This is a genomic window from Pseudomonas sp. B21-056 (genome assembly GCF_026016325.1).
In the GTDB taxonomy this organism is placed as follows: domain Bacteria; phylum Pseudomonadota; class Gammaproteobacteria; order Pseudomonadales; family Pseudomonadaceae; genus Aquipseudomonas.
Genome location: NZ_CP087203.1, coordinates 1,214,864 through 1,240,094, shown reverse-complemented (window position 1 = coordinate 1,240,094; position 25,231 = coordinate 1,214,864). Strand labels below are relative to the sequence as shown.

Genomic DNA, 25,231 nt, shown 5'->3' with positions numbered 1-25,231 from the left:
TCAAGGACGCTGTCATGCTCCGCTCTACTCTACTCTTCACCGGCCTGTTGGTCTGCGCCAACGCCATGGCCCTGTCCCTGGGTGACCTGTCGCAAAAAGATGCCACGGGTGGCCTCAAGGACGCCTTGACCCAGGGCGCCCAGGTGGCGGTCAAGCAACTGGGCACGCCTGGGGGTTTCAGCAACAACCCGGAAGTGAAGATCGAACTGCCGGGCAAACTCGGCAAAGTCGCCAGCAAGATGAAAGCCTTTGGCATGGGTGACCAGGTCGATCAACTGGAGGCCAGCATGAACCAGGCAGCCGAGACTGCCGTGGTCCAGGCGCAGCCGATTCTGGTCAATGCCGTGAAGAATATGAGCGTGGACGATGCCAAGGGCATTTTGAGCGGTGGCAACGACTCGGCGACGCAGTACCTGAACAAGAGCAGCCGCGAGCAGATCCGCGCCAAGTTCCTGCCCATCGTCAAACAAGCCACCGACAAGGTCGGCCTGGCCCAGAAATACAATGCCTTTGCCGGCCAGGCCGCGACGTTCGGCGTATTGGATGCCAAAAGCGCCAACGTCGAAAACTACGTGACCGAGCAGGCACTGGACGGCTTGTTCGAAATGATCGGCAAGCAGGAAGCCGCGATTCGCAAGAACCCGGCGGCCGCGGCCACCAGCCTGGCGAAGAAGGTCTTCGGCAGCCTCTGAATGCGGTAAACAACGGTGGGAGCGAGCCTGCTCGCGATAGCGGCTTCAGCCATGACATCTTCATTGGCTGTTATACCGCTATCGCGAGCAGGCTCGCTCCCACATTTGCCTCTCAGTCAGGTTTTCTTGACCCTGAACCAGGCCGCATACAGCGCCGGCAGGAACAGCAGCGTCAACGCTGTCGCCACGATCAGCCCGCCCATGATCGCCACTGCCATCGGGCCGAAGAACAGGCTGCGCGACAATGGAATCATCGCCAACACCGCCGCCAGGGCGGTGAGCACGATCGGCCGGAAGCGTCGTACCGTGGCTTCGATGATTGCCTGCCACGGTGTCAGCCCGGCCTCGATGTCCTGTTCGATCTGGTCCACCAGGATCACCGAGTTGCGCATGATCATCCCCGACAGGGCGATGGTGCCCAGCATGGCGACGAAACCGAACGGCTGGCGGAATACCAGCAGGAACAGCGTGACGCCGATCAGCCCCAAAGGCGCCGTCAGAAATACCATGGCCGTGCGTGAGAAACTGCGCAGTTGCACCATCAGCAGGGTCAGCACTACCACGATGAACAACGGTACCCCGGCATTCACCGACTTCTGCCCTCGGGTCGAATCCTCGACCGTGCCACCGACCTCCAGCAGATAACCGTCCGGCAATTCTGCGCGAATCGGGTCCAGGGTCGGGAAGATCTGCTGCACCAGGGACGCCGGTTGCTCCTTGCCATAGATATCGGCCCGCACCGTCACGCTCGGCAGGCGATTGCGATGCCAGATCACACCCTCTTCAAAGCCGTATTCCAGCGTCGCGATCTGCGACAGCGCAACACTTTGGCCGTTCTCGGTGGGCACCGCCAGGCTCGGCAGCAACGTCAGCTCGGTGCGCTCGTGGACCGTGCCACGCAGCAGAATCTCGATCAGTTCGTTGTCCTCGCGGTACTGGCTGACACTGGAGCCGATCAGGGAGCTTTGCAGGAACTTCGACAGGTCAGCCGTGCTTACGCCCAAGGCCCGGGCGCGCTCCTGGTCGACATTCAGGTACACGACTTTGCTCGGTTCCTCCCAATCCAGGTGCACGTTCGTTACGTAGGGATTTTCGCGAACCTTCGTCGCGACTTTCCGCGCCAGGGCTCGAACTTCTTCAATGTGTTCGCCGGTCACCCGGAACTGCACCGGGTAACCCACGGGTGGACCGTTTTCCAGGCGCGTGACCCGGGAGCGCATAGTCGGAAACTGTTCGTTCAGGGTACTGATCAGCCAGCTGCGCAGAGGCTCGCGGTCTTCGATGGTCTTGGCCAGCACCACGAACTGGGCGAAGCTCGGTGCCGGCAGTTGTTGATCCAGCGGCAGGTAGAAACGCGGTGAGCCGGTGCCGACATAGGCCACGTAGTTGTCGATGCCCGGGTGATCCTTGAGCATCGCCTCGAGGCGCTTGACCTGTTCGGCGGTGTTACTCAGGGAGGCGCCCTCCTCCAGTTTCAGGTCGACCATCAACTCCAGCCGACCCGACGCCGGGAAGAACTGCTGCGGGACAAAACGGAACAGCATCACCGAGCCGATGAACAACAGCACGGTCAAGGCGATAACGGTTTTGCGCCGCCGCACGCACCACTCCACCAATCGCCGGACCCGCTGGTAGAACGGCGTGCCGTAAGGGTCGGGTTGACCGTCACCGGTGCCGTGCTTGGCCGCATGAATTTTCGCCAGGTCCGGCAGGAGTTTTTCCCCCAGATAAGGCACGAACACCACCGCAGCCACCCAGGACGCCAGCAACGCGAGGGTCACCACCTGGAAAATCGAGCGGGTATATTCGCCGGTGCCCGATTGCGCCGTGGCGATCGGCAGGAACCCCGCCGCCGTGATCAGCGTACCGGTGAGCATCGGGAACGCCGTGCTGGTCCAGGCATAGCTGGCGGCCTTGATCCGGTCGAAGCCCTGCTCCATCTTGATCGCCATCATCTCCACCGCAATGATCGCGTCATCCACCAGCAACCCGAGCGCCAGCACCAGCGCACCGAGGGAAATCTTGTGCAGGCCGATCCCCAGGTAATACATCGCCGCGAAAGTCATCGCCAGCACCAGCGGAATCGCCAGGGCGACCACCATCCCGGTGCGCAGCCCCAGGGAAAAGAAGCTCACCAGCAAGACGATCGTCAGCGCTTCCACCAGCACCTGAACGAACTCACCGACGCCGGTCTTCACCGCAGCAGGCTGGTCCGACACCTTGCGCAACTGCATGCCGGCCGGCAGGTTGTTCTGGATCCGGGCAAACTCGGTTTCCAGCGCCTTGCCCAGGATCAGGATGTCACCGCCCTCCTTCATCGCCACGGCCAGGCCGATGGCATCCTCGCCCATGAAGCGCATGCGTGGCGCGGGTGGGTCGTTGAACCCACGACGCACGTCTGCCACATCGTCGATACGGAAGGTGCGATCGGCGACCCGGATCGGGAAATTACGGATCTCTTCTACCGTCTGAAAATTCCCCGATACCCGTAGCTGCAAACGCTCGCTGCCGGTCTCGAAGAAGCCTGCGGTCGAGACTGCGTTCTGCTTTTCCAGGGCCTGCTGGACCGCCGACAAGGGCAGGCCAAGGGTCGCCAGCTTGACGTTCGACAGCTCAATCCAGATTTTCTCGTCCTGCAGACCGAGCAAATCAACCTTGCCCACATCCTTGACCCGTTGCAGCTGGATCTGGACACGGTCGGCGTAATCCTTGAGCACGCCGTAGTCGAAGCCGTCGCCGGTCAGGGCATAGATGTTGCCGAAGGTGGTCCCGAACTCATCGTTGAAGAACGGCCCCTGGACACCCTGGGGCAAGGTATGGCGGATGTCGTTGATCTTCTTGCGGATCTGGTACCACAGCTCGGGGATCTGCGCCGAATGCATGGAGTCCCGGGCCGCGAAGGTCACCTGGGACTCGCCCGGACGGGAAAACGAGACGATTTTCTCGTAGTCGCCGGTTTCCATCAGCTTCTTTTCGATGCGTTCGGTGACCTGGCGCGACACTTCCTCGGCCGTGGCCCCCGGCCAGTTGGTGCTGATGATCATGGCCTTGAAGGTGAACGGCGGGTCTTCACTCTGACCCAGCTTGGTGTAGGAAAGCGCGCCGACAATAGCCAGCAACAGCATCAGGAACAGTACGATCTGGCGGTTACGCAACGCCCATTCGGAAAGATTGAAACCCATCGGGGATTACTCCTTGGCCGCCAGGTTGACCACGCGGTTGGAGCGATCCACCGGCCGTACCTGCTGGCCGTCGAGGAGCACATGCACGCCGGCCGCCACCACCCAGTCATTGGCACTGAGGCCCTCAAGCACCGGAACGGTCTTTTCACCGAAGGCGCCGACCCGCACCGGGACTTTCTTCAAGGTGTTGTTAGCGTTGACCACCCAGACATACGTCGCGCCGTTTTCAGCGGTCAGGGCCGATAGCGGCACCGACAAAGGCACCTTGTCGACAGTCTGGATAAACACCCGGGCGCTCTGGCCCAGCTCGGCCGGGACGCTGCCCGCGGCAAATGCAACACGGGCAGCGAAGGTACGGGACTTGGGGTCGGCAGCCGGCGAGAGTTCGCGAATATGCCCGCTGAAACGCTGACCAGGCTGGCTCCACAGTTCCACCGAGACCGGCTGGCCGATCTTGAACCGACCAAAACTCTGTTCCGGCAGACTGATCAGCACCTCACGCTCGCCGTCGGTGGCGAGGGTGAAGACCGTCTGCCCGGCCTGCACCACCTGCCCGACTTCCACCGAACGCCGGGCGACCACGCCATCCTGGGGCGCCCGCAGTACCGAATAGCTGGCCTGATTGCTGGAGACGTCGAATTCGGCCTGGATCTGCTTGAGCCGCGCGGCGCCGGAGCGGTAGAGGTTCTCGGCATTGTCGTACTGGGAGCGGCTGACCATCTGCCGGTCCAGCAAGGTCTTGTAGCGATCACGTTCGGCACGCACCAGGTTCAGGTTGGCCTCGGCGGCGGCCACCTGGGCCCGGGTCGCTTCCAGTTGCAAGCGCACGTCCTGGGGATCGAGTTCGGCCAGGGGCTGGTTGGCCTTGACCCGTTGCCCCTCTTCGACCAGTCGTCGGCTCACTTTGCCGCCAATGCGAAAAGCCAGGTCCGGCTCGAAACGGGCCCGCACTTCGCCGGGATAACTGTCCGTCGCCTGGGCCGAAGGCTCTGGCTTCACGACCATGGCCGGGCGCACAGCGACCGGCACCGGTTCGTCATGACCACACGCAGACAATAAAAAAGCCAGACTGACGGGCACGGCGAGGGGCAATGCATAGCGGAACATGGCGGCAGACCTTTCGCTAATAGCGCTTGGAATAATTATACTGGCGGGTATGTTATTAATAGCAAACTCACCAGTCCAGTATTAAAGCGAAGAATGTCGAACAATCTTTTACCCCCCAGCGGACCTGGCCGTCCGAAGGATCTGGTCAAACGCCAGGCCATTCTCGACGCCGCCAAACGGCTGTTCATGGACTTGGGTTATGCCAATACCAGCATGGATAACGTCGCCACCGAAGCGGGCGTGTCGAAGCTGACGGTCTACAGCCATTTCAACGACAAGGAAACGCTGTTTTCCGCCGCGGTGATCGCCAAATGCGAAGAGCAGGTACCGCCGTTGTTCTTCGAGTGGCCTGAGGGCGTGTCGATTGAACATGTGCTGTTGAACATTGCCCGGGGCTTTCAGCAATTGGTCAGCAGCGAAGAGTCGGTGAACCTGCATCGGGTGATCATGGCCCTGGGCAGCCAGGACCCTATGCTTTCGACGATTTTCTACCAGGCCGGCCCCGAGCGGATGCTCTCAGGCATGGAGCGGTTGTTGGCCAAGGTCAACCAGAACGGCGCCCTGTGCATCGACAAACCCCGCCATGCGGCGGAGCACTTCTTCTGCCTGATCAAGGGCGCGGCGAATTTCCGCTTGCTGTATGGCTGCGGCGCGCCGTTGGAGGCTGAGGCGGCCGAGGAACATGTGCAGGAGGTGGTGGGGTTGTTCATGCGGGCCTACAGGCCTTAGATTTTCGGTGCCCGGGCCGGCCCCATCGCGAGCAGGCTCGCTCCCACAAGGGATTTGTGTCGTTCACAAGCCCCTGTGGGAGCGAGCCTGCTCGCGATGAAAGCCACTCGGTCTCAAGCCTTGAGCGCTTTCTTCGGATAGATATCGTAGCGACTGGACTTGCCATCGAGCCCATGGCTCGGCTTCGGCCCCTCGATGCATGGCGCCTTGCGCGGGCGCTTGACCACCACCCGGTGCGTCGCCAGGGCCAGGGCTGCGGCCAGCAGCGCCGGGGCGTCGGGGTCGTCGCCGACCAAGGGCCGGAACAGGCGCATCTCCTTCTTCACCAGGGCGGTTTTCTCACGGTGTGGGAACATCGGGTCCAGGTAGATCACCTGGGGCGGCTCGCCTTCCCAGTTCTGCATCACCTCGATGGAGTTGCCCTTGAGCAAGCGCATGCGGGCCACGATGGGCGCCACGTCGAAATCCTCCGCGCCACGGGTCAGACCATCCTCCAGTAATGCGCCGATCAGCGGCTGGCGCTCGATCAGGCTCATCTCACAGCCCAGGCTGGCCAGCACGAAGGCATCCTTGCCCAACCCGGCCGTGGCATCCAGCACACGGGGACGCACGCCCTGGGCGATACCGACCGCCTTGGCGATCATCTGGCCGCTGCCGCCACCGTACAACCGGCGATGGGCCGCGCCACCCTCGACAAAATCCACCCGCACCGGCCCCGGCGCGTCCGGCCCCAGTTGTTGCAGTTGCAACCCGTGTTCGCCGACCTGCAAGGCAAACTCGCCCTCGTCCACCTGCAAGGGCAGGCCAAGGCGCTGGGCCCAGTGCTCGGCCTGAGGCTGGAAGGCCGGGGCCAGGGCCTCGACGTGGATGCGGCAGGCCGCGGGTTGCTCACTCATGGAAGTTGTTCATTCATGGAAACATGCTCAAAAAATTAAGGATCGGCAAAAACGGCCGATAACAACGGTGAACGGCATTTTGCCAGAGCTGAGCGTCGACCGAGAAAAATGTCAGACATTCATTCCACATCGATAGGCGTTATCTCCCGTTACGGTGATTACAGCCTGCGCAACACCCAGGCCCTGAGCGGCGTCAGTCACCTGTGGCAAGATTTTTTTGCCCGGGCCCTGGCCGATCAACTGGGTGAAAACGCACCAGCGCCTGGCAGTTACCAGCCCGTCGCCCTCGATGAGGCCGTTGAACCGACCCTCGGCGCCGAACTGCTGGACCACATCGTCAGCCAGCGCACCTGCGACGTGACGCAAACCCAGGTCAAACCGCCTGAGCCGCTGTTCCTGCCCATCGCCGAATTCGAACTGGACCTGCTGGACAAGCCGTTCCCACCCTTCCCGCCGGAAGAAATCAGCGCCCAGCAAAAACAACAGAACTTCGAGAGCAACTGGGTTCGCCCCATTGTCCTCGCCGCCGGCCAAGCGCTGCCGGAGCCCGGCCCGGCGCCGCAACCGCGCCCGTTGCACCTGCCGATTGCCGAGCTCGAACTCGATCTGCTGGACAAGCCTTTCCCGCCGTTCCCGGAAGAAGAGATCGTTGCCCAGCAGAAAGCCCTGGACTTCGACACCCGCTGGGCACGCCCGATCGTACTGCAGAACCTGCGCATCGCCGCCTGATTCTCACCGGCAGACCCACCATGGCCCCACATCCAGATGGAAATGGTTGCGGTGTGCCGCGTTGTAGTCCGGGCTCAAGACCACACTGAACATGTCACAGGCACCGTCGCGTACCTGCCGCAGGAAACCCGCATCGGCGTTGTCCTTCGGCCAGTCCCGGAGGACGCTGATCGTGCGGCCATCGGCCAGGCGAAACCCGGCGATGTCCAGGGCATTGGCCGTGGCGTGCTGGCTGCGCGCACCGTTTTCACGACCGTACATGTTGCGACAGGCGAAACTGCCGAGGTGATCGACCCGCGCCACTTTCTGCCCGTAGGCCGCTTGTGCCGCTGGTTGCAGCGCATGACGCTCGAACAGGGCGAACGCCACCGCCAGGGAGCAACTGGCAAGGAAGCTGCTGCTCAGCGCCACTTCGCCGCTCTGCACCCGCAGCACATTGGTCAGCGGGCAACTGGCAGCAGGGTTGCTGTCGGCCTGGTGGGCAACCCGCAGCCCCGAGGTGGCAAGGGCCTGCTCACACAGTTGCGGGTCATTGCGCAGGGCCATGAGCTTGTAGCGGGTCAGCAGGTTCGGCGGCGCATTGACGTCCAGGGGCGCCCAGGGATTCCATGCGGGCGGCACCGGCAACCAGCCCCGCCACACCCCCAGAACCAAGGCGCCAACGATCAGCACCACCAGCAACGTCAGTTTTTTCGCAATCCTCACGGCGACGCCTCGAGCCTCAACCCTTGAACAACTGGTTGACCTGCTTGAACGTCATCGAGCGACGGGTAAAGGTGAACGTGCCCTGCTCGCGAATTTCCCCGGCGGCGCGCATGAACTCGCCATATGCGGCCAAGGCCAGCGCCGAGCCGACGCTGATGCGCCTGGCGCCCAACTCGCTCAACTGCGCGAGTGTCAGGTCCAGCGCCCCGGACATCAGCACGTTCACCGGTTTCGGCGCCACGGCCTGCACCACCGCGAGCACTTGCTCGGCGGTACTCAACCCTGGGGCATAGAGCACGTCGGCACCGGCGTCGGCGAACGCTTTCAGGCGACGGATCGTGTCATCGAGATCGGGATTGCCGTGCAGGAAGTTTTCCGCCCGGGCGGTCAGCAGGAAGGGGTAAGGCAGACTGCGCACAGCTTCGGCCGCCGCCTTGACCCGTGCCACGGCGTGCTCGAAGCAATAGATCGGGCTGTCTTCGCGTCCCGTGGCATCTTCGATGGACCCGCCGACCGCGCCGGCTTCTGCCGCGCGCAGCAGGTTGCGGGCGCACTCTTCGGGTGCGTCGGCGAAACCGTTTTCGAAGTCGACCGCTACCGGCAGGTCAGTGGCGGCCACGATCGCCCGGACATTGGCCAGGGTGTCTTCCAGCCCCAGCGCGCCGTCCGGGCGCCCCAGGGAAAACGCGTGACCGGCGCTGGTGGTGGCCAAGGCCTCGAACCCCAGGCTGGCCAACATCTTCGCGGAACCGGCGTCCCACGGGTTGGGAATGACAAAAGCCTCTTCGCGTTCGTGCAAGGCTTTGAACACCTGGGCCCGACGGTTTTGCGCATCCATGTAAGTCGCTCCTGAGCAGGGAAGGATCCGGCCTCAGAGCAAACCCAGTTGCTCGGCGGCGGGCTCTCTGTATAACTCAGGCAGGGCCGGCAAGCCAGGCAATCGCTGCATCAAGCGATGATGAAAACGCAGCGCCAGCTTCGCCGCCAGCAGGTTGTCGGCGGTGTGCAGGAAGATGTAGGGCGTGCGCCCTTCCTCGATCCAGGTGGCGATTTTCTCCACCCAGGGCGTCAGGAACGGCTCGTTGGCCTCCAGCACCGGATGACCGATGAAGCGCACCTGCGGGCATTGGGTAAAAGCCGCCGGCCGGGGTGGTACTCGCGGCTTTTTCGATTGTGCATGGAGCACGGCAGGATCGGTGGAGGTGCAACTGAACAGCGCCCGGGGATCAAGGCAGATACGCTCGACACCGCGATCGAGCAACAAGCGATTGAGCCGCCGCTCGGCATCGCCCTTGGCAAAGAACTCATCGTGACGGACCTCCACCGCCAACGGGCGCTGCAAGGCATCGATGAACCCCGCCAATTCCGGCAATCGATTCGGTGTGAACGCTTTGGACAGCTGCAGCCAGAACGGCGAAACCCGCTCACCCAAAGGGCTGAGCAGTTGCAGGAAGGTGTCGACGGCCGTCTGGTGCTCGCGCAGATCGCCGTTGTGGCTGATCTCGCCGGGGAACTTGGCGGTGAAGCGAAAGTGCGTGGGCATGGTGTCGGCCCAGCGCTGCACGATGGCCGCAGGAGGGCTCGCGTAGAAGGTCGTGTTGCCTTCCACGGCGTTGAATACCTGGGAATAGAGACTCAGGAAATCGGCGCTTCTGGCGTCCTGGGGATAGAGATAATCACGCCAGGCGTTTTCGCTCCAGGAGGGGCAGCCGAGGTAGTAAGGCAACGCCATCAGATGTAGAGGTCGAGCCCCAGCACTTCCATATCCCAATCGACGAAACCGGCGGTGCTCAGGTAGCTGGCCAGGGCCGTGGCGACACTGCGGCTCATGGAACGGTGATAAAGCATGTCTTGCTGGCGGGCGGGAAGATTGCTCAGGCGCTGTGCGGAGGCTTTGGCGGCGCGGGCGGCCAGTTGCTCTTCAGACGGAAACTCCAGCTCGCCATCGACGTCGTCGAAGGACTCCTGATCAGCGACCTTGCCCGTCCTGGGCCGGCGCTTGATGGGATAGGACTGGGATGAATAACCGTCTATACGCATAACAGAATGCTCAGTATCAATGATGGCAATTTAGCGGCACTTTCCCAGCCGCGCAAATGCGCAAGTGATAACTAGAACACATAAAGCCGAAAAGGTTTAAAAACAGGTCGGAAAAGTGACGACTGGTAATATCGGGTGTGACTTTGGGGCTATGGAATGACTTGTGCCAAGGGATTGCAAGCCACCGAGGGCTTTGTGGCAGGGTGACTTTGTGGCGAGGGGATTTATCCCCGCTGGGCGCGTAGCTCCCCCGACATTAGTGTGCCGGTCAATCACCTAGCGAGCGCTGCGCACTCGAGCGGGGATAAATCCCCTCGCCACAACGCTGCCCGCTTGAGAGTGGGATTATCGCTCCGACTTCGGCGTGGCGACCTTATCGCGCAGGTACACCGGCTGGGCATCGTCGGCCGGGATGGCTTCGCCGCGTTCCCAGGCGAAACGGGCCAGGGCCAGCAGGTCTTCGGCGTGGGGCAGCAGGCTGGCGTCCTGGCCGCTGAGGTTGACGGCAATGCGCTCGCCGTAGCCCCAACCAGTACCGGCGCCGAACCACTCACCCTCTGCACCTGCCGGCAGTGCCGCTACCTCGGGCGGCAGCACCGCTTCGGCACCCACCAGGCGCATCTCGCCAGCGGTTTCGCGGTAGCAGCCCCAGTACACCTCGTCCATGCGCGCATCGATGGCCGCGGCCACCTGCTGGGTGCCGTGCTCACGCAGGGCACGCTGGGCCAGCACGGCCAGGTTCGACACCGGCAACACCGGGCGCTCCAGCGCGAATGCCAACCCTTGCACCACGCCGATGGCAATGCGCACACCGGTGAAGGCCCCCGGGCCACGGCCAAAGGCAATCGCATCCACGGCCTGCAAGGTGGTGCCGGCATCGCTGAGCAATTGCTGGATCATCGGCAACAGTTTCTGGGCGTGCAGGCGTGGAATCACCTCGTAATGGCTCGTGACCTTGCCGTCGTGCAGCAGGGCAACGGAGCAAGCTTCAGTCGCGGTGTCCAGGGCCAGCAAGGTGCTCATCGATGTGTCCGTAAATCAGGTGGAAAAAAGGGGCGCCAGTATAAACAACTACGGCCCGCAAGCGGGCCGTAGTTGATGCAACCGATCAGACTTTTCAGCGCAGCGCTTCAAGCACCTTGCCGGTGATCGCATCGACCGAGCCGACGCCCGGGATGTGGCTGTACTTGGGCTTGCCGCCGGTCTTGGCGGACAGCTTCTGGTAGAAGTCCACCAGCGGCTTGGTCTGGGAATGGTAGACCGACAGGCGATGACGCACGGTTTCTTCGGTGTCGTCCTTGCGCTGCACCAGCTCTTCACCGGTGAGGTCGTCCTTGCCGGCGAGTTTCGGCGGGTTATAGACGGTGTGGTAGACGCGACCCGACGGCTCGTGGACACGACGCCCGGCGATGCGCTGGACGATCTCTTCGTCGTCGACGGCGATTTCAACGACGTGATCCAGCTCCACGCCGGCTTCCACCAGGGCTTCGGCCTGTGGAATGGTGCGCGGGAAACCGTCGAAGAGGAAACCCTTGGCGCAGTCGGATTGAGCGATGCGATCCTTGACCAGGGCAATGATCAGGTCATCCGACACCAGGCCGCCGGCATCCATGATGCTCTTGGCCTTGATGCCCAGCTCGGTGCCGGCCTTGACCGCTGCACGCAGCATGTCGCCGGTGGAGATTTGCGGGATACCGAATTTTTCGGTGATGAACTTTGCCTGAGTACCTTTACCGGCCCCGGGAGCTCCCAGCAGAATGACGCGCATCGATGTGCTCCTCAATTTTTTTATGTAAAACGCTCGGATTCGCCTCGTGGGGCCAATCTCGGAAAACTGGAATCGTGACCGCCCAAACGGCCAAAGGCTGATCAAGATACACAGCAGGCCCGACCCACACAAGCCGCCGAAAGTCGGAGGAACCGACGTCCGACGCGACCTTTGGAGGGGGTGGCGAGCGTCGCAACCGAGCAACAAACTGTCGCCTGGCCGACCTGCTCCCAATCCTGCAAGGCAACGCCCGGCGACACCGGGCGAGCCGTTTCGAGGCGCCGCTTGAGCTTAGCCGGTGTTGCGCAATCCGGCGGCGATACCCGCCACAGACACCAGCAATGCCTGCTCCACGGGGCTGCCTTGGGCAACATCCTGTTGCCGCGAGCGGGCCAGCAGTTCGGCCTGCAACAGGTGCAAGGGGTCGAGGTAAGTGTTGCGCAGGCGAATGAATTCGAGCGTCTCTGGGCTATGTGCCAGTAGTTGCGACTGGCCGGTCAACCCCAGCACCACAGAGCAGGCCTGCGACAATAGGTCGCGTAAATGCACACCCAAAGGTCGCAGTGCCGGCTCCACCAGACGCTCGTCGTAGGACCGTGCAATATCGGCATCAGCCTTAGCCAACACCATTTCCAGCATGTCGATGCGGGTACGGAAGAACGGCCATTGCTCGCGCATCTGCCCCAGCAACTCGCCCTCGCCCCGCTCCAGGGCCTTGCCCAGGGCGGTTTCCCAGCCGAGCCAGGCCGGGAGCATCAGGCGGGTCTGGGTCCAGCCGAAAATCCACGGAATCGCCCGCAGGCTTTCGATACCCCCGGCCCGGCGCTTGGCCGGCCGGCTGCCCAGGGGCAGGCGCCCCAGTTCCTGCTCCGGGGTGGATTGGCGGAAGTACTCGACGAACTGCGGGTTTTCCCGCACCACGGCGCGGTAGGCATTGACGCCGTCGGCCGCCAGCTCATCCATCAGGTGGCGCCATTCGGGCGTCGGTGGCGGCGGAGGCAGCAGGGTCGCTTCCAGCACGGCCGCGAGGTACAGGTTGAGGTTCTGTTCGGCGATGTCTGGCAGGCCGAATTTGAAACGAATCATTTCGCCCTGCTCGGTGGTACGGAAACGTCCCGCCACCGATCCCGGTGGCTGGGACAGAATTGCCGCGTGGGCCGGACCGCCGCCACGGCCGACGGTGCCACCACGACCGTGGAACAGCAGCAGTTCGACCTGCTGCTCGCGGCAGATCTCCACCAGCCGTTCCTGGGCCCGATACTGTGCCCAGGCCGCCGCCGTGGTGCCGGCGTCCTTGGCCGAATCGGAATAGCCGATCATCACTTCCTGGGGCCCCTGCAGGCGTGCGCGATAACCCGGCAGCAGCAACAGCCGCTCGATCACCGGCCCGGCGTTGTCCAGGTCGGCCAGGGTTTCGAACAGCGGCACCACCCGCATCGGCCGCAGCACACCGGCCTCTTTCAGTAGCAGTTGTACCGCCAGCACATCGGAAGCCGCGCCGGCCATGGAAATCACATAGGAGCCGAGGGACGCCGCCGGCGCCGCCGCGACCTCCCGACAGGTGGCCAGGACTTCCGCCGTATCGGCCGATGGCGTGAAATTCGCCGGCAGCAACGGCCGGCGATTATTCAGCTCATCCAGCAAGAAGCCGATGCGCTGTTCCTCGTTCCACTCCTCGTAACGGCCCAGCCCCAGGTAATCGGTGATTTCAGTCATGGCCGCCGTGTGCCGGGTGGAATCCTGGCGCACGTCGAGCCGCACCAGGAACAAGCCGAAGGTCACCGCCCGGCGCAGGCAATCGAGCAGCGGCCCATCGGCGATCACGCCCATGCCGCAGTCGTGCAGCGACTGGTAGCACAACTCCAGGGGATCGAGCAGTTCGCGGTTGTTCTGCAATACGTCGGCGCTGGCCGGCGTGGTGGCTTTCAACGACGCCTGAGCCCAGTTGCGCGTGGCGCGCAGGCGTTCGCGCAGTTGCTTGAGCACCGCACGGTAGGGTTCGGCGCTGTCACCGGCCTGGGCCCGTAAGGCCTCGCTGGCCTTCTGCATGGACAGGTCGGCGGCCAGTTGATCGACGTCGCGCAAATACAGGTCCGCCGCCATCCAGCGCGCCAGCAACAGCACTTCACGGGTCACCGCGGCGGTGACATTCGGGTTGCCGTCGCGGTCACCGCCCATCCACGAAGCAAAGCGAATCGGCGCCGCTTCCAGTGGCAGGCGCAGCCCGGTGGCGGCGTGCAGGGCCTGGTCGGCCTTGCGCAGGTAATTGGGAATGGCCTGCCACAGCGAATGCTCGATCACCGCGAAGCCCCACTTGGCCTCGTCCACCGGGGTCGGCCGGGTGCGACGGATTTCCTCGGTGTGCCAGGCTTCGGCGATCAACCGTTGCAGGCGCTCATGGATCTGCGCTCGTTCGGCACTGGTCAGGTCGCGGTGATCCTGGGCCGCCAGTTGCGCGGCGATGGCGTCGTATTTCTGGATGAGGGTGCGGCGGGCCACTTCGGTGGGGTGAGCGGTGAGCACCAGCTCGATCTCCAGGCGCCCCAGTTGCCGCGCCAGGGACTCGGCGGCATGGCCTTCGGCGCGCAACCGGGCGAGCAACTCCGGCAACACCCGCGCCTCGAATGGCGCCGGCTGCGATTCTTCGCGGCGGTGGATGAGCTGATACTGCTCGGCAATGTTCGCCAGGTTGAGAAACTGGTTGAACGCCCGCGCCACCGGCAGCAGTTCGTCTTCGCTCAACTGGTTGAGACTGGCACTGAGTTCGGCAGCCACGGAGCCGCGTCGATCGGCCTTGGCGCCCTTGCGGATCTGCTCGATCTTGTCGAGAAACCTGTCCCCGTACTGTTCGCGGATGGTGTTGCCCAGCAGCTCGCCGAGCAGGTGGACATCCTCGCGCAAGCGGGCATCGATATCGGTCATCAGCAGTTCTCCAGCAAAAAGGTCCGGACAGCTCTTGGGTGAGACGTTCAGGAGAGAGTGCCGATGCCCGTCGTTTATGACAAGCGACGAAGGGTCTTTAAACCTTATCGGACAAAGCTAGTCTCAACAGTAAGCCACACGACGGCTTGTCACTCACCGTGCCTGCCACGAGCAGGTTTAATGAGGCCATCATGAAAATCCGTGAGCTTGCCCAGCATTGGGAAGAGAACGCCAAGGGTCACCTGACCCAGACCGGCTACACCATCCACCTGGACATGGAAGCCGCCGCACGCCTTGCCGCGATCTGCGACATGTACCCCAAGCGCCAGCCCGAGGAACTGCTCGGCGAACTGATCGGCGCGGCCCTGGAGGAACTGGAAGCGAGCTTCCCGTACATCAAGGGCTCCCAAGTGGTCGCCACCGATGAAGAAGGCGATCCGCTGTACGAAGACGTCGGCCCGACGCCACGTTTTCTCGCCCTGTCCCGTCGTCACTTGCATGAACTCTGTTCACAGAACGACAAGTCGAAACACTGATACCACCTCCATTTCTTTCCCTGTTCCAGCGCCTTGAACGGCGCTGGAATACCGTTGCGCGCCTGGAAAGTTCAGCTTTTTCGAGCTTGACCGATCAGTCAGCAAAGCTTTTTGGCGATAGGCCATCTTTGCTGAACTTTTAAAAAACGCCTCGGGTCACACCGAATAACCATGCTGGAACGGTTGTTTAAATAAACGCGCCTGGCGCCAGCATCAAAACGGACCTCAAGGCCTCGGTTCCGGCATGGATTTGTAGTTTTCCCAGGAGTTTTTCCAATGGAGTTGAAGCCTATGAATACCTGCACTGCCAAACCCTCATTCAACGGCCTGCGCGGTCTGAAGTTGGCTGCCCTGGCCATCGGTAGCAGCTTCATCCTCGCCGGTTGCGCCGGCAATCCACCCTCGGAGCAGTACGCGGTGACGCAATCGGCCGTCAACAGCGCGGTCAGCGCCGGCGGTACCGAATACGCCGCGGTGGAAATGAAGTCGGCTCAGGACAAGCTCAAGCAAGCCGAGCTGGCCATGCATGACAAGAAATACGACGAAGCCAAGCGTCTGGCCGAACAGGCCGAGTGGGACGCCCGCGTCGCCGAGCGCAAGGCCCAGGCCGCCAAAGCCGAACAGGCACTCAAGGACTCCCAGAAAGGGGTTCAGGAATTGCGTCAGGAAGGCATGAACAAGGTGGTTCAGTAAGCCGTTCACGCCGCGACAATGCTCATTGATAAAAGGACGACAGACTATGATGCACAAACATTTGATGATGCCCGCCCTGCTCGCTGCCTGCGTGACCCTGGCCGCTTGCTCCCACGACCCGAACGCGAACCTGGAACAGGCCCGCACCAACTACAACGGCCTGCAGGCTGACCCGGCGGCGACCAAGGTGGCCGCGCTGGAAACCAAGGACGCCGCCGATTTCCTGGCCAAGGCCGACAAGGCCTATCTGGACAGGGAAGACGAAGCCAAAGTCGACCAGTTGGCCTACCTGACCAACCAGCGTGTCGAAGTGGCCAAGCAGACCATTGCCCTGCGCACCGCCGAGATGGAACTGAAAAACGCCGGCGACGAACGCGCCCGTGCCTTGCTCGACGCCCGCAACGCGCAGATCAAGCAATTGCAGGACAGCCTCAACGCCAAGCAGACTGAACGCGGCACCCTGGTGACCTTCGGCGACGTGCTGTTTGCCACCAACCAGTCCGAGCTGCGCTCCAGCGGCCTGGTCAACGTGAATAAACTGGCCCAGTTCCTCCAGGAAAACCCCGACCGCAAGGTGATCATCGAGGGCTACACCGACAGCACCGGTTCGGATTCCTATAACCAGTCGCTGTCCGACCGCCGCGCCAGCTCCGTGCGCACCGCCCTGGTGAAAATGGGCGTCGACCCGGCCCGCATCGTGACCCAGGGTTACGGCAAGGAGTTTCCCGTTGCCGACAACACCTCCGTCTCGGGCCGTGCCATGAACCGTCGGGTGGAAGTCACCATTTCCAACGACAACCAACCGGTTGCGCCGCGTGGAACCATGAGCGCCAACTGATCGATCGAGTGCAATGAAAAAGCCCCGCCTGATTTGCTCAGGCGGGGCTTTCTATCGGCAGTTCCATTTTCCCTTGTGGGAGCGAGCCTGCTCGCGATGGCGTCCGTTCAGCCAGTCATGCATCGACTGACACGCCGCTATCGCGAGCAGGCTCGCTCCCACAGGGGGATTACTGACATCCGCCGGATTACGGCTGAAGCTTCTGCGGCGTCTCCTGACCCATGCACCGCACCGCGCGTTTCTTTTCGTTGACCAGCACCCCCGTCAGGCCTTTCTGTTCGGTGTCGAACAGCACCAGCACGCCATCAATGCACTGGGCCACCTGGGGCGCCGGTTCCAGGGAGACCTTGTAGTCTTCGCCCGGCAGGGTCTTGAGCATGGTGAATTCGTTGAGCAGCAGCGCATCCTCGGGCTTGGCGAAGTGCAGGTAGCCGTAGTACCACAGCACCGCGACGGTGCCGAGGATGCTGCAGATACCGGTGATGATCAGGGGGATGGCGTTGCGTTCTTCGCTCATTGCGGGCTCTCTGGAGATTCAACAGGTGATTTCGGGTAGTTCGGGACCTCGCCCAGGCGGCGCAGCCCGTCGAAGTGTTGCGGGTCGTCGAGGTAGCGCAGCATCACGGTTCGCCAGACCGGGTCGGCGAACGTCTGCACGTGCCCGCCGCGGGTCAGTTGCAGGACCCGGGGCGGTGGCGCAGCTTGATACAGACGGATGCCGTTGGAAAGCGGCACGATAGGATCGTCCAGGCTGTGGTAGATCAATTTCGGCACGCCACTCAACTGCGCGATGGAGCCGATGGCGCTGTCGCCGTCGGGCACCAGCCAGGACAACGGCACCTGGAAGGCCCAGGTCAGCCACGATGTGCTCAAGGCAAAACGGCCGACGTCGCGATAACTGGCGGGCACGCCGTCGAGCACCAGGGCCTTGAGTTGCCGCTGGCGCTGCGGATGATCGACCAGGTAATGCACCGCCAGCGCGCCGCCCAGGCTCTGGCCGAGCAACACCAGCGGTTTGCCCTGGACCTGCGGCGCCTGGTCAAGCCATTTGAAGGCCGCGTCGATGTCCTGGTAGATCGCCGGCAGGCTCGCCTCGCCTTCGGACAAGCCGTAACCGCGATAGTCGACCATCAGCACCTGATAGCCCTGCTCCGGCAACCACCAACTGCCGCCCAGGTGCCAGGCGAGGTTGCCGCCGTTACCGTGCAGATGCAGCACCGTGCCCTTGACCTCGACACCTTGCTTGACCGGTAGCCACCAGCCATGGAGCTTCAGGCCATCGGCGGTCAGCAGGGTGACGTCACGGTATTCGAGCCGCGCCCGCTCCGGGGTGAAGGGCTGGCCGCGTTCGGGGTAGAACAACAGCGAACTGCAACCGCTCAGGGCCAGCAGCAGGCAAAAGATGCCGAGGGTTCGCATCCGGTGAATCCTCGTTTGAATTTGAAGTTGAAACACAGTCCCTGTGGGAGCGAGCCTGCTCGCGATAGCGGTGTGTCAGTTAATGCACAGGTTCCTGACACACCGCTATCGCGAGCAGGCTCGCTCCCACAATTGGACAGTGAGATGTTTACAGGATATTGGAATAATCCGCTTCGATCCGGTCCAGGCTCAGGTGGTTCAGGAAGTTGGAGAAACACATCCAGGCCGACAGCGCGTTCATGTCGCGGAACTGGTCGGGCAGGTACTTGGGCGGCACCACCAGGCCTTCGTCCACCAGTTGCCGCAGGGTGCGCATGTCCTCAAGGGTGGTCTTGCCGCAGAACAGCAGCGGCACCTGCTCCAGCTTGCCTTTGCGCACGGCCAGCTGAATGTAGTTGTAAACCATGATGAAGCCCTTGAGGTAGGACAAGTCTTTGGTGAATGGCAGGCCGGTCGGCACCGAGCCACGGAAAACCCGGCTGGCGTTGCCGTAGCTTTCGGCCATTTCAAAGCCCTGCTCGCGGAAGAACTCGAAGACCTGCAAGAAGTCGGCGCCCTCCTCGACCATATGGATGGCCCGGGTGCGGTTGGTCAGTTTGCGCAGGCGGCTCGGGTACGAGGCGAAGGTGATGATTTCCATCAGGATCGCCAGGCCTTCCTGGGTCACGGTGGACGAGGGCGGGCCCTTGGACAGGAACGTGCAGATCGGCTGGTTCAAGCCGTTGAGGGTCGTGCCAACGTGCACCAGGCCTTCATGGACCTCCAGGGCTCGCACGTCCCGTTCGTTGAACATCGCGTCGGCGCGGATCTTGATGTAGTCGGCACCCGCCGCCGCGTCCGCGACGATCCCGTCGGACTCGAACACCCGGATGGTTTCCTCGGCTTCGCCGAAAACCCGGTTGAGGCGGTGCTGCAACAGGCCGACGGCTTCCTTGGCACTGAGGACCTTGGGTTCGTCCTTCAAATCGCCACGACCGTCGATGTTATTCAAGTAATCGGACAGCATCAGGCCCAGGTCGGACAAGGTCGGGTCGCCGGCATGGAAGGCGTCGGAGGCGGCGCCGTAGAGTTCCTGGGAAATCAGCCCGAAGTCCTCGGTGCCGCGCGCTTCGAGCATGCGCACCACCATGCGGTATTCCTTGCACATGCGGCGCATGATCTGGCCAACCGGGTTGAACTGCCCGAGCTGACGGGTGATGTCACGCTCGATGTTCTGGAACTCCAGCTTCACTTTGCTGGAATCGAAGGACAGCGGCCGGTTGAGGTAATAGTCACGGTCCACGGCAGGCAGTTCCTTGCCCTTGGCCTTGAGAAACCCCTTGCGGATGTTCTCGTCCCATTTCACCGCGTCGAGAATGCGAATCGGCGTCTGCGCCAGCACTATGCGATCGGACAAGGTGCGTATCGTCTGCTGGTAATCGTCCACCCGGAACTCCTGTGAAAAACGTCCGCTTGCTGCTGTTATTGATGGTTGAGTCTATTGGGATTTGAGCCGTTGGTAACGCACGGCTTCCGAAAACACATCGGAATTGGCCGGGTCGTCGAGGTAACTGAAGACCTTGCTCATGTCGCTGTCCACCAGCACCCCATCGCCCTCCTCGCTCTGGTTCGGCTGGCCGCTGAGGACTTTCTGGCCGATGGCCTGGTTGATCTGTTCCATGTCCAGGTTGTAGACAACCAGTTCCTGCTTGTCGGTCAGCTCGAAACCGGCGATCACGAAATGCCCGCCATAGCGGGCCGGCACTTTGGCCGACAGGTACCAGCGACTGCCGTGACGGGAAACGGTCAGGGGGATGGCCTCCCGCTCCTGGGGCCTGGCCCGGAAATAGCTGATGGCCTGGTAGCGGTGCTTGCCGACCTTCGTCAGTTCCAGGTTCAGCGGCTCGCCCCAGGCATTGGTGCTGGTCCAGTGACCAAGCAGGCCCTTGGGCGCGGCCTCACTGTCGGACAACGGCGCCTTGAACGACACCAGGCAGCCGCTGAGCAGCAGCAACGACACGGCCATTACCACGGCACGCCAGGCTTTCATTGGAACTCCCTATGGCTGGCGACTGGACCTTTGTGGCGAGGGGATTTATCCCCGCTGGGGCGCGTAGGAGCTGTCGAGCGAAGCGAGGCTGCGATCTTTTGATCTTTCTCCCGCGACTCAATTGTCTGGGACAAGATCGCAGCCTCGCTTCGCTCGACAGCTCCTACAGGGCCCAACGGGGATAAATCTCCTCGCCACAGGGGCTGTGTGTTCAGACAGACGCCAATACCAGGTGCATGTAGCGGGTCAAAATGCCAAGCATGTCCTCGTCAGCGACAGGCTCGGTACCATTGAGCAAGCCCTGATATTCCATCCGACCGATAATCGCCGTCAACACTTTGGCATCCTGTTGCGGTTCACGGGAGCCCAACACCTGGAAAAACTGACAGGTGCCGTGCAGCAGGATCTGCTGGTGCGAACGCACCAGTTCCGCCAGGCGCGGGTTGAGCAGTGCTTCCTGGCGGAAGGCCTGCTCGGCCATCAGATAGTCGCGACGGCTGTCCAGTTGATGCTGCACATAGTCGGCGGTCATCCGGGCAATGTCGTCCGCCAGTTGCGAGCGGGATCCGGGGCTGCCATCCCCGTAGGCGACCATTTCCCGCAGCAAACCTTCGTTGTTGGCCCACAGTTTGGCCATGAACGCCGCGCTGCGCTCGACGTACTGGGCGAAGGTATCGGTGAGCAGGTCATCGATGTCCTTGAAGTAATAGGTGGTGGCCGACAACGGCACGCCCGCTTCGGCGGCCACTGCCCGGTGTCGCACGGCCCGCACGCCATCGCGCACCACAATGCGCATGGCCGCATCGAGAATCTCCTGGCGACGCTGCTCACTGCCCTGTCGGCTCGCCTTGCGGCCCTGGTACTGAACACTTTCAGCGACTGCAGTGGCGACGCCCGCTGCACCTTCTGGAGACATTGCACGATTCACGACGGGTCTTTCCTCGCTATTTCAAAAGTAACCAATTGATACGTTTGTACCAGACAGGCAATAAAAAACCGCCCTTCCAGGCGGTTTTTTAATTGAAACACTTACGCTTGAGGCCGCATGTGCGGGAAGAGGATCACATCCCGGATCGACGGTGAGTTGGTCAGCAACATCACCAGGCGATCGATGCCGATGCCTTCGCCGGCCGTAGGCGGCATGCCGTACTCGAGGGCGCGGACGAAATCGGCATCGTAGTGCATGGCTTCGTCGTCACCGGCGTCCTTGTCGGCCACCTGGGCCATGAAGCGCTCGGCCTGGTCCTCGGCGTCATTGAGCTCGGAGTAGGCGTTGGCGATTTCGCGGCCGCCGATGAACAACTCGAAGCGGTCGGTCACGTTCGGGTTTTCATCGTTGCGGCGCGCCAGCGGCGACACTTCGAACGGGTACTGGGTAATGAAGTGCGGCTGCTCCAGCTTGTGCTCCACCAGCTCTTCGAAAATCATCACCTGCAACTTGCCCAGGCCTTCGAAGCCGAGCACCTTGGCACCGGCCTTCTTGGCGATGGCACGGGCCTTGTCGATGTCGTTGAGGTCGTCGGCGGTCAGTTCAGGGTTGTACTTGAGGATCGAGTCGAACACCGACAGGCGCACGAAAGGCTCGCCGAAGTGGAACACCTTGTCGCCGTATGGCACGTCGGTGGTGCCGAGAACCAGCTGCGCCAGCTCGCGGAACAGTTCCTCGGTCAGGTCCATGTTGTCTTCGTAGTCGGCGTAGGCCTGGTAGAACTCGAGCATGGTGAACTCGGGGTTGTGCCGGGTCGAAACGCCTTCGTTACGGAAGTTGCGGTTGATCTCGAAGACCTTTTCAAACCCACCGACCACCAGGCGCTTGAGGTACAGCTCCGGCGCGATACGCAGGAACATTTCCATGTCCAGGGCATTGTGGTGGGTTTCGAACGGCTTGGCCGCCGCGCCGCCGGGGATGGTCTGCAGCATCGGCGTCTCGACTTCCAGGAAGTCGCGCTTCATCAGGAAGCTGCGGATGTGGGCGATCACCTGGGAGCGCACGCGGAAGGTCTGGCGCACGTCTTCGTTGACGATCAGGTCGACGTAGCGCTGGCGGTAGCGCTGCTCGGTGTCGGTCAGGCCGTGGTGCTTGTCCGGCAGCGGGCGCAGGGACTTGGTCAGCAGGCGCACGCTGGTCATTTCGACGTACAGGTCACCCTTGCCGGAACGGGCCAGGGTGCCTTCAGCGGCGATGATGTCGCCCAGGTCCCAGCTCTTGACGGCGGCCAGGGTTTCTTCCGGCAGGGTCTTGCGGTTGACGTAGACCTGGATGCGACCGGTCATGTCCTGGATCACCAGGAACGAACCACGATCGAGCATGATACGACCGGCCACCTTGACTGGAATCGCCGCCTCGGCCAGCTCTTCCTTGGTCTTGTCCGCGTACTTCTTCTGCAGGGCGTCACAGTACGCGTCGCGGCGGAAGTCGTTGGGGAAGGCCTGGCCCTTGTTGCGCTCGGCGGCAAGCTTTTCCTTGCGCAGGGCGATCAGGGAGTTTTCTTCCTGTTGCAGGGCTTGCGGGTCGAGTTCTAGGTCGCTCATGTCTTTAAGGATTCCATCACAGGTTCGTTGCCCCCGGCCCCGGGGCCGGAGTTTGCCGGCGAGCCGCGCTTTCGCAAAAGCGTGCCCGCCCGCCGCATGGTTATCGCGTTACAGCCCTTGCTTGAGGCTCGCTTCCAGGTATTCGTCGATGTCGCCGTCCAGCACCTTGTCGCAGTCGCTGCGTTCGATATTGGTACGCAGGTCCTTGATGCGAGAAGCGTCGAGCACGTACGAGCGGATTTGGTGACCCCAACCGATGTCCGACTTGGTGTCTTCCAGCGCCTGGGACGCCGCGTTGCGCTTCTGCACTTCCTGCTCGTACAGGCGCGCGCGGAGCATCTTCATCGCGGTGTCTTTGTTGGCGTGCTGGGAACGCTCGTTCTGGCAACTGACCACGGTGTTGGTCGGTACGTGGGTGATCCGTACGGCCGAGTCGGTGGTGTTGACGTGCTGGCCACCGGCACCCGAAGAACGGTAGGTGTCGATGCGCAGGTCCGCCGGGTTGATCTCGATTTCGATGTTGTCATCGATTTCCGGCGATACGAACACCGCCGAGAACGAGGTGTGCCGACGGTTGCCGGAGTCGAACGGGCTCTTGCGCACCAGGCGGTGCACGCCGATTTCGGTACGCAGCCAGCCAAAGGCGTATTCGCCCTTGATGTGCACGGTGGCGCCCTTGATCCCGGCGACTTCACCGGCCGACAGTTCCATGATGGTCGCGTCGAAACCGCGTTTGTCGGCCCAGCGCAGGTACATGCGCAGCAGGATGTTGGCCCAGTCCTGGGCTTCGGTGCCGCCGGAACCGGCCTGGATGTCCAGGTAGGCGTTGTTCATGTCCATCTCGCCGCTGAACATGCGACGGAATTCCAGCTTGGCCAGGGCCTCGTCGAGGCGCGTCAGCTCGGCAACGACATCGCCGACCGCGCCTTCATCGTTTTCTTCGACAGCCATGTCCAGCAGGTCGCGGCAATCGGCCAGGCCGCTGGACAATTCATCCAGGGTCTCGACGATCTGCGCCAGCGCAGAGCGCTCGCGGCCCAGCTCCTGGGCGTACGAAGGGTTGTTCCAGACACTCGGATCTTCAAGCTCGCGGTTGACCTCGGTCAGACGCTCATGCTTTTGATCGTAGTCAAAGATACCCCCGAATAGTTTCGGAGCGCTCGGACAGGTCCTTGATGGTGTTAAGGATCGGGTTGATTTCCATGGCGGGCAGCACTCGTTGGCGAACTTTTGAAAGCCGGCGAGTATAACGTAATCAAGCGCCAGCGGCAGCCCGCCTGGCGGCTTGGAGGGCAATGAGATTCAACGCTGCCCCACGACCAGGTTCGCCACACTACCCTGTGGCGAGGGGATTTATCCCCTCGCCACAAAAAACCTTCCTGCCTTGGGATTTACTCAACCCCAACCCGGTTACGCCCATTGTGCTTGGCCATGTACAACCCCTTGTCCGCCGCTGAAATCAACTGTCGGCTATCGCTCCCCTGCTGCGGAGTGATGGTCGAGACGCCGACGCTGACGGTCAGGCTCGCCCCCTCCTCGGGCACGGTGTGGGGGATTTTCAGGGCGACCACGCTCTGGCGCAGTTTCTCGGCCATCAACCGGGCACCGCCAGGCGAGGTGCCGGGCAACACCAGGGCGAACTCCTCGCCGCCGTAGCGGGCCGGCAGGTCGGACGGACGGCTGCAGGCCTCGCGGATCGCGGTGGCGACCTTGCGCAGGGCTTCGTCCCCCTCCAGGTGGCCGAAGTTGTCGTTGTAGGACTTGAAGTAGTCCACGTCGATCATCAACAGCGACAGCTGGGACTGGTCCCGCATCGCCCTGCGCCACTCCAGCTCCAGGTACTCATCGAAGTGCCGGCGATTGGACAACCCAGTCAGACCATCGGAGTTCATCAATCGTTGCAGCACCAGGTTGGTGTCGAGCAATTGCTGCTGGCTGACCCGCAGGGCACGGTAAGCCGCGTCGCGTTGCAACAGCATCGTGTAGGAACGCGAGTGATAACGGATGCGCGCCACCAGCTCGATGTTGTCCGGCAACTTGACCAGATAGTCGTTGGCCCCGGCGGCAAACGCCGCGCTCTTGACCAACGGGTCTTCCTTGGTGGACAGGACGATGATCGGAATATCACGGGTGGCCGGATGGTTACGGTATTCGCGCACCAGGCTCAGGCCGTCGAGGCCGGGCATCACCAGGTCCTGGAGAATCACCGTCGGCTTGATGCGAATCGCATGGGCGATGGCCTGGTGAGGGTCGGAGCAGAAGTGGAAATCGATGTTCTCTTCATTCGACAACCCGCGCCGAACCGCCTCGCCGATCATCGCCTGATCGTCGACGAGCAAGACCATGGCGGCATTTTCATCGCTCTTGAAATCGTCGAGCTGTAATTCATTCATGGAGGCTCACCTGAGTTCGGC

The 25,231-nt window shown here is 62.3% G+C and carries 24 protein-coding genes; 6 read left to right on the top strand and 18 right to left on the bottom strand.

Annotated features, from left to right (window positions below):
• The first annotated feature begins 14 nt into the window (after positions 1 to 14).
• Positions 15 to 692, top strand: a complete 678-nt coding sequence (locus LOY67_RS05395) for a DUF4197 domain-containing protein (RefSeq protein ID WP_265066272.1) — start codon at positions 15 to 17, stop codon at positions 690 to 692.
• A 116-nt stretch (positions 693 to 808) separates the two neighbouring features.
• Here the strand turns inward: LOY67_RS05395 and LOY67_RS05390 are convergent, their stop codons facing one another.
• Together LOY67_RS05390 and LOY67_RS05385 are read right to left on the bottom strand one after the other, a co-directional pair.
• Positions 809 to 3,874, bottom strand: coding sequence for an efflux RND transporter permease subunit (locus LOY67_RS05390; RefSeq protein ID WP_265066271.1), 3,066 nt, complete (start codon positions 3,872 to 3,874; stop codon positions 809 to 811).
• A 6-nt stretch (positions 3,875 to 3,880) separates the two neighbouring features.
• Positions 3,881 to 4,981 (bottom strand): efflux RND transporter periplasmic adaptor subunit, encoded by a 1,101-nt coding sequence (locus LOY67_RS05385; RefSeq protein WP_265066270.1) that lies wholly within the window; start codon positions 4,979 to 4,981, stop codon positions 3,881 to 3,883.
• 93 nt (positions 4,982 to 5,074) lie between these two features.
• Here LOY67_RS05385 and LOY67_RS05380 point away from each other — a divergent pair, with 93 nt between their 5' ends.
• Positions 5,075 to 5,710 (top strand): TetR/AcrR family transcriptional regulator, encoded by a 636-nt coding sequence (locus tag LOY67_RS05380; protein ID WP_265066269.1) that lies wholly within the window; start codon positions 5,075 to 5,077, stop codon positions 5,708 to 5,710.
• A gap of 113 nt (positions 5,711 to 5,823) precedes the next feature.
• Here the strand turns inward: LOY67_RS05380 and LOY67_RS05375 are convergent, their stop codons facing one another.
• The gene (locus LOY67_RS05375) at positions 5,824 to 6,606 is read right to left on the bottom strand and encodes a class I SAM-dependent methyltransferase (protein ID WP_265066268.1); all 783 of its coding nucleotides are present in this window, start codon (positions 6,604 to 6,606) and stop codon (positions 5,824 to 5,826) included.
• A gap of 108 nt (positions 6,607 to 6,714) precedes the next feature.
• On the opposite strand from LOY67_RS05375, the gene LOY67_RS05370 reads away from it, so the two are divergent.
• Complete coding sequence (locus LOY67_RS05370; RefSeq protein WP_265066267.1) at positions 6,715 to 7,335, top strand: energy transducer TonB; 621 nt, start codon at positions 6,715 to 6,717, stop codon at positions 7,333 to 7,335.
• A gap of 3 nt (positions 7,336 to 7,338) precedes the next feature.
• On the opposite strand, the gene LOY67_RS05365 is transcribed toward LOY67_RS05370, so the two are convergent.
• The 7 genes from LOY67_RS05365 to ppc form a co-directional block, all read right to left on the bottom strand.
• Complete coding sequence (locus LOY67_RS05365) at positions 7,339 to 8,040, bottom strand: extensin family protein (protein WP_265066266.1); 702 nt, start codon at positions 8,038 to 8,040, stop codon at positions 7,339 to 7,341.
• Between the two features lie 16 nt (positions 8,041 to 8,056).
• Positions 8,057 to 8,878 carry an isocitrate lyase/PEP mutase family protein gene (locus LOY67_RS05360; protein ID WP_265066265.1) on the bottom strand — a complete coding sequence of 274 codons (822 nt, stop codon included), beginning with the start codon at positions 8,876 to 8,878 and terminating at the stop codon, positions 8,057 to 8,059.
• Between the two features lie 33 nt (positions 8,879 to 8,911).
• A complete protein-coding gene (locus tag LOY67_RS05355) occupies positions 8,912 to 9,772 on the bottom strand; it encodes a DUF72 domain-containing protein (protein WP_265066264.1) in 861 nt (286 codons plus the stop codon).
• On the bottom strand, positions 9,772 to 10,080 hold the full coding sequence (locus LOY67_RS05350) for a hypothetical protein (RefSeq protein WP_265066263.1): 309 nt from the start codon (positions 10,078 to 10,080) through the stop codon (positions 9,772 to 9,774). The genes LOY67_RS05355 and LOY67_RS05350 overlap by 1 nt, the downstream gene beginning before the upstream one ends.
• A gap of 345 nt (positions 10,081 to 10,425) precedes the next feature.
• Positions 10,426 to 11,103 carry a tRNA (adenosine(37)-N6)-threonylcarbamoyltransferase complex dimerization subunit type 1 TsaB gene (gene tsaB / locus LOY67_RS05345; protein ID WP_265066262.1) on the bottom strand — a complete coding sequence of 226 codons (678 nt, stop codon included), beginning with the start codon at positions 11,101 to 11,103 and terminating at the stop codon, positions 10,426 to 10,428.
• A 94-nt stretch (positions 11,104 to 11,197) separates the two neighbouring features.
• The gene (gene adk, locus LOY67_RS05340) at positions 11,198 to 11,848 is read right to left on the bottom strand and encodes an adenylate kinase (RefSeq protein WP_265066261.1); all 651 of its coding nucleotides are present in this window, start codon (positions 11,846 to 11,848) and stop codon (positions 11,198 to 11,200) included.
• Positions 11,849 to 12,139: 291 nt separating this feature from the next.
• A complete protein-coding gene (gene ppc / locus LOY67_RS05335) occupies positions 12,140 to 14,770 on the bottom strand; it encodes a phosphoenolpyruvate carboxylase (RefSeq protein ID WP_265066260.1) in 2,631 nt (876 codons plus the stop codon).
• Between the two features lie 191 nt (positions 14,771 to 14,961).
• On the opposite strand from ppc, the gene LOY67_RS05330 reads away from it, so the two are divergent.
• From LOY67_RS05330 to LOY67_RS05320, 3 genes are all read left to right on the top strand, one after another.
• Positions 14,962 to 15,306 carry a pilin assembly protein gene (locus tag LOY67_RS05330; protein WP_175385114.1) on the top strand — a complete coding sequence of 115 codons (345 nt, stop codon included), beginning with the start codon at positions 14,962 to 14,964 and terminating at the stop codon, positions 15,304 to 15,306.
• Positions 15,307 to 15,582: 276 nt separating this feature from the next.
• Entirely contained in the window at positions 15,583 to 15,999 is a 417-nt protein-coding gene (locus tag LOY67_RS05325) for a DUF4398 domain-containing protein (protein ID WP_265066259.1), read from the top strand.
• A 49-nt stretch (positions 16,000 to 16,048) separates the two neighbouring features.
• Positions 16,049 to 16,837, top strand: a complete 789-nt coding sequence (locus tag LOY67_RS05320; protein WP_265067702.1) for an OmpA family protein — start codon at positions 16,049 to 16,051, stop codon at positions 16,835 to 16,837.
• Between the two features lie 187 nt (positions 16,838 to 17,024).
• Here LOY67_RS05320 and LOY67_RS05315 read toward each other — a convergent pair whose 3' ends face one another.
• The 8 genes from LOY67_RS05315 to LOY67_RS05280 all read right to left on the bottom strand — a co-directional run bounded on the left by LOY67_RS05315 (position 17,025) and on the right by LOY67_RS05280 (position 25,210).
• Positions 17,025 to 17,354, bottom strand: coding sequence for a hypothetical protein (locus tag LOY67_RS05315; protein WP_265066258.1), 330 nt, complete (start codon positions 17,352 to 17,354; stop codon positions 17,025 to 17,027).
• Positions 17,351 to 18,256, bottom strand: a complete 906-nt coding sequence (locus LOY67_RS05310) for an alpha/beta hydrolase (protein WP_265066257.1) — start codon at positions 18,254 to 18,256, stop codon at positions 17,351 to 17,353. The genes LOY67_RS05315 and LOY67_RS05310 overlap by 4 nt, the downstream gene beginning before the upstream one ends.
• Before the next feature lie 148 nt (positions 18,257 to 18,404).
• Positions 18,405 to 19,682, bottom strand: a complete 1,278-nt coding sequence (locus tag LOY67_RS05305) for a flavohemoglobin expression-modulating QEGLA motif protein (RefSeq protein ID WP_265066256.1) — start codon at positions 19,680 to 19,682, stop codon at positions 18,405 to 18,407.
• A 51-nt stretch (positions 19,683 to 19,733) separates the two neighbouring features.
• Positions 19,734 to 20,285, bottom strand: a complete 552-nt coding sequence (locus LOY67_RS05300) for a hypothetical protein (RefSeq protein ID WP_265066255.1) — start codon at positions 20,283 to 20,285, stop codon at positions 19,734 to 19,736.
• Between the two features lie 211 nt (positions 20,286 to 20,496).
• Positions 20,497 to 21,201, bottom strand: coding sequence for a TetR/AcrR family transcriptional regulator (locus LOY67_RS05295; RefSeq protein WP_413776198.1), 705 nt, complete (start codon positions 21,199 to 21,201; stop codon positions 20,497 to 20,499).
• Between the two features lie 113 nt (positions 21,202 to 21,314).
• Positions 21,315 to 22,817 (bottom strand): lysine--tRNA ligase, encoded by a 1,503-nt coding sequence (gene lysS, locus LOY67_RS05290; RefSeq protein WP_265066253.1) that lies wholly within the window; start codon positions 22,815 to 22,817, stop codon positions 21,315 to 21,317.
• A gap of 108 nt (positions 22,818 to 22,925) precedes the next feature.
• Positions 22,926 to 24,021, bottom strand: a protein-coding gene (gene prfB / locus LOY67_RS05285; RefSeq protein WP_156996976.1) for a peptide chain release factor 2 whose coding sequence is annotated in 2 segments (ribosomal slippage) — positions 22,926 to 23,948 and positions 23,950 to 24,021 — 1,095 coding nt in all. Because the reading frame shifts where the segments join, the coding sequence is not laid out codon by codon here.
• 187 nt (positions 24,022 to 24,208) lie between these two features.
• Positions 24,209 to 25,210: a diguanylate cyclase domain-containing protein gene (locus LOY67_RS05280; RefSeq protein ID WP_265066252.1), complete on the bottom strand. Its 1,002-nt coding sequence runs from the start codon at positions 25,208 to 25,210 to the stop codon at positions 24,209 to 24,211.
• Positions 25,211 to 25,231 lie beyond the last annotated feature (21 nt).

Coding starts and splice junctions, on each gene's coding strand:
- LOY67_RS05280 (WP_265066252.1), bottom strand. CDS start 25,210: ATGAATGAATTACAGCTCGACGATTTCAAGAGCGATGAAAATGCCGCC.
- LOY67_RS05310 (WP_265066257.1), bottom strand. CDS start 18,256: ATGCGAACCCTCGGCATCTTTTGCCTGCTGCTGGCCCTGAGCGGTTGC.
- ppc (WP_265066260.1), bottom strand. CDS start 14,770: ATGACCGATATCGATGCCCGCTTGCGCGAGGATGTCCACCTGCTCGGC.
- lysS (WP_265066253.1), bottom strand. CDS start 22,817: ATGAGCGACCTAGAACTCGACCCGCAAGCCCTGCAACAGGAAGAAAAC.
- LOY67_RS05380 (WP_265066269.1), top strand. CDS start 5,075: ATGTCGAACAATCTTTTACCCCCCAGCGGACCTGGCCGTCCGAAGGAT.
- LOY67_RS05385 (WP_265066270.1), bottom strand. CDS start 4,981: ATGTTCCGCTATGCATTGCCCCTCGCCGTGCCCGTCAGTCTGGCTTTT.
- adk (WP_265066261.1), bottom strand. CDS start 11,848: ATGCGCGTCATTCTGCTGGGAGCTCCCGGGGCCGGTAAAGGTACTCAG.
- LOY67_RS05370 (WP_265066267.1), top strand. CDS start 6,715: ATGTCAGACATTCATTCCACATCGATAGGCGTTATCTCCCGTTACGGT.
- LOY67_RS05300 (WP_265066255.1), bottom strand. CDS start 20,285: ATGAAAGCCTGGCGTGCCGTGGTAATGGCCGTGTCGTTGCTGCTGCTC.
- LOY67_RS05320 (WP_265067702.1), top strand. CDS start 16,049: ATGCACAAACATTTGATGATGCCCGCCCTGCTCGCTGCCTGCGTGACC.
- LOY67_RS05355 (WP_265066264.1), bottom strand. CDS start 9,772: ATGGCGTTGCCTTACTACCTCGGCTGCCCCTCCTGGAGCGAAAACGCC.
- LOY67_RS05330 (WP_175385114.1), top strand. CDS start 14,962: ATGAAAATCCGTGAGCTTGCCCAGCATTGGGAAGAGAACGCCAAGGGT.
- LOY67_RS05360 (WP_265066265.1), bottom strand. CDS start 8,878: ATGGATGCGCAAAACCGTCGGGCCCAGGTGTTCAAAGCCTTGCACGAA.
- LOY67_RS05375 (WP_265066268.1), bottom strand. CDS start 6,606: ATGAGTGAGCAACCCGCGGCCTGCCGCATCCACGTCGAGGCCCTGGCC.
- LOY67_RS05390 (WP_265066271.1), bottom strand. CDS start 3,874: ATGGGTTTCAATCTTTCCGAATGGGCGTTGCGTAACCGCCAGATCGTA.
- LOY67_RS05325 (WP_265066259.1), top strand. CDS start 15,583: ATGGAGTTGAAGCCTATGAATACCTGCACTGCCAAACCCTCATTCAAC.
- LOY67_RS05295 (WP_413776198.1), bottom strand. CDS start 21,201: ATGTCTCCAGAAGGTGCAGCGGGCGTCGCCACTGCAGTCGCTGAAAGT.
- LOY67_RS05315 (WP_265066258.1), bottom strand. CDS start 17,354: ATGAGCGAAGAACGCAACGCCATCCCCCTGATCATCACCGGTATCTGC.
- tsaB (WP_265066262.1), bottom strand. CDS start 11,103: ATGAGCACCTTGCTGGCCCTGGACACCGCGACTGAAGCTTGCTCCGTT.
- LOY67_RS05350 (WP_265066263.1), bottom strand. CDS start 10,080: ATGCGTATAGACGGTTATTCATCCCAGTCCTATCCCATCAAGCGCCGG.
- LOY67_RS05395 (WP_265066272.1), top strand. CDS start 15: ATGCTCCGCTCTACTCTACTCTTCACCGGCCTGTTGGTCTGCGCCAAC.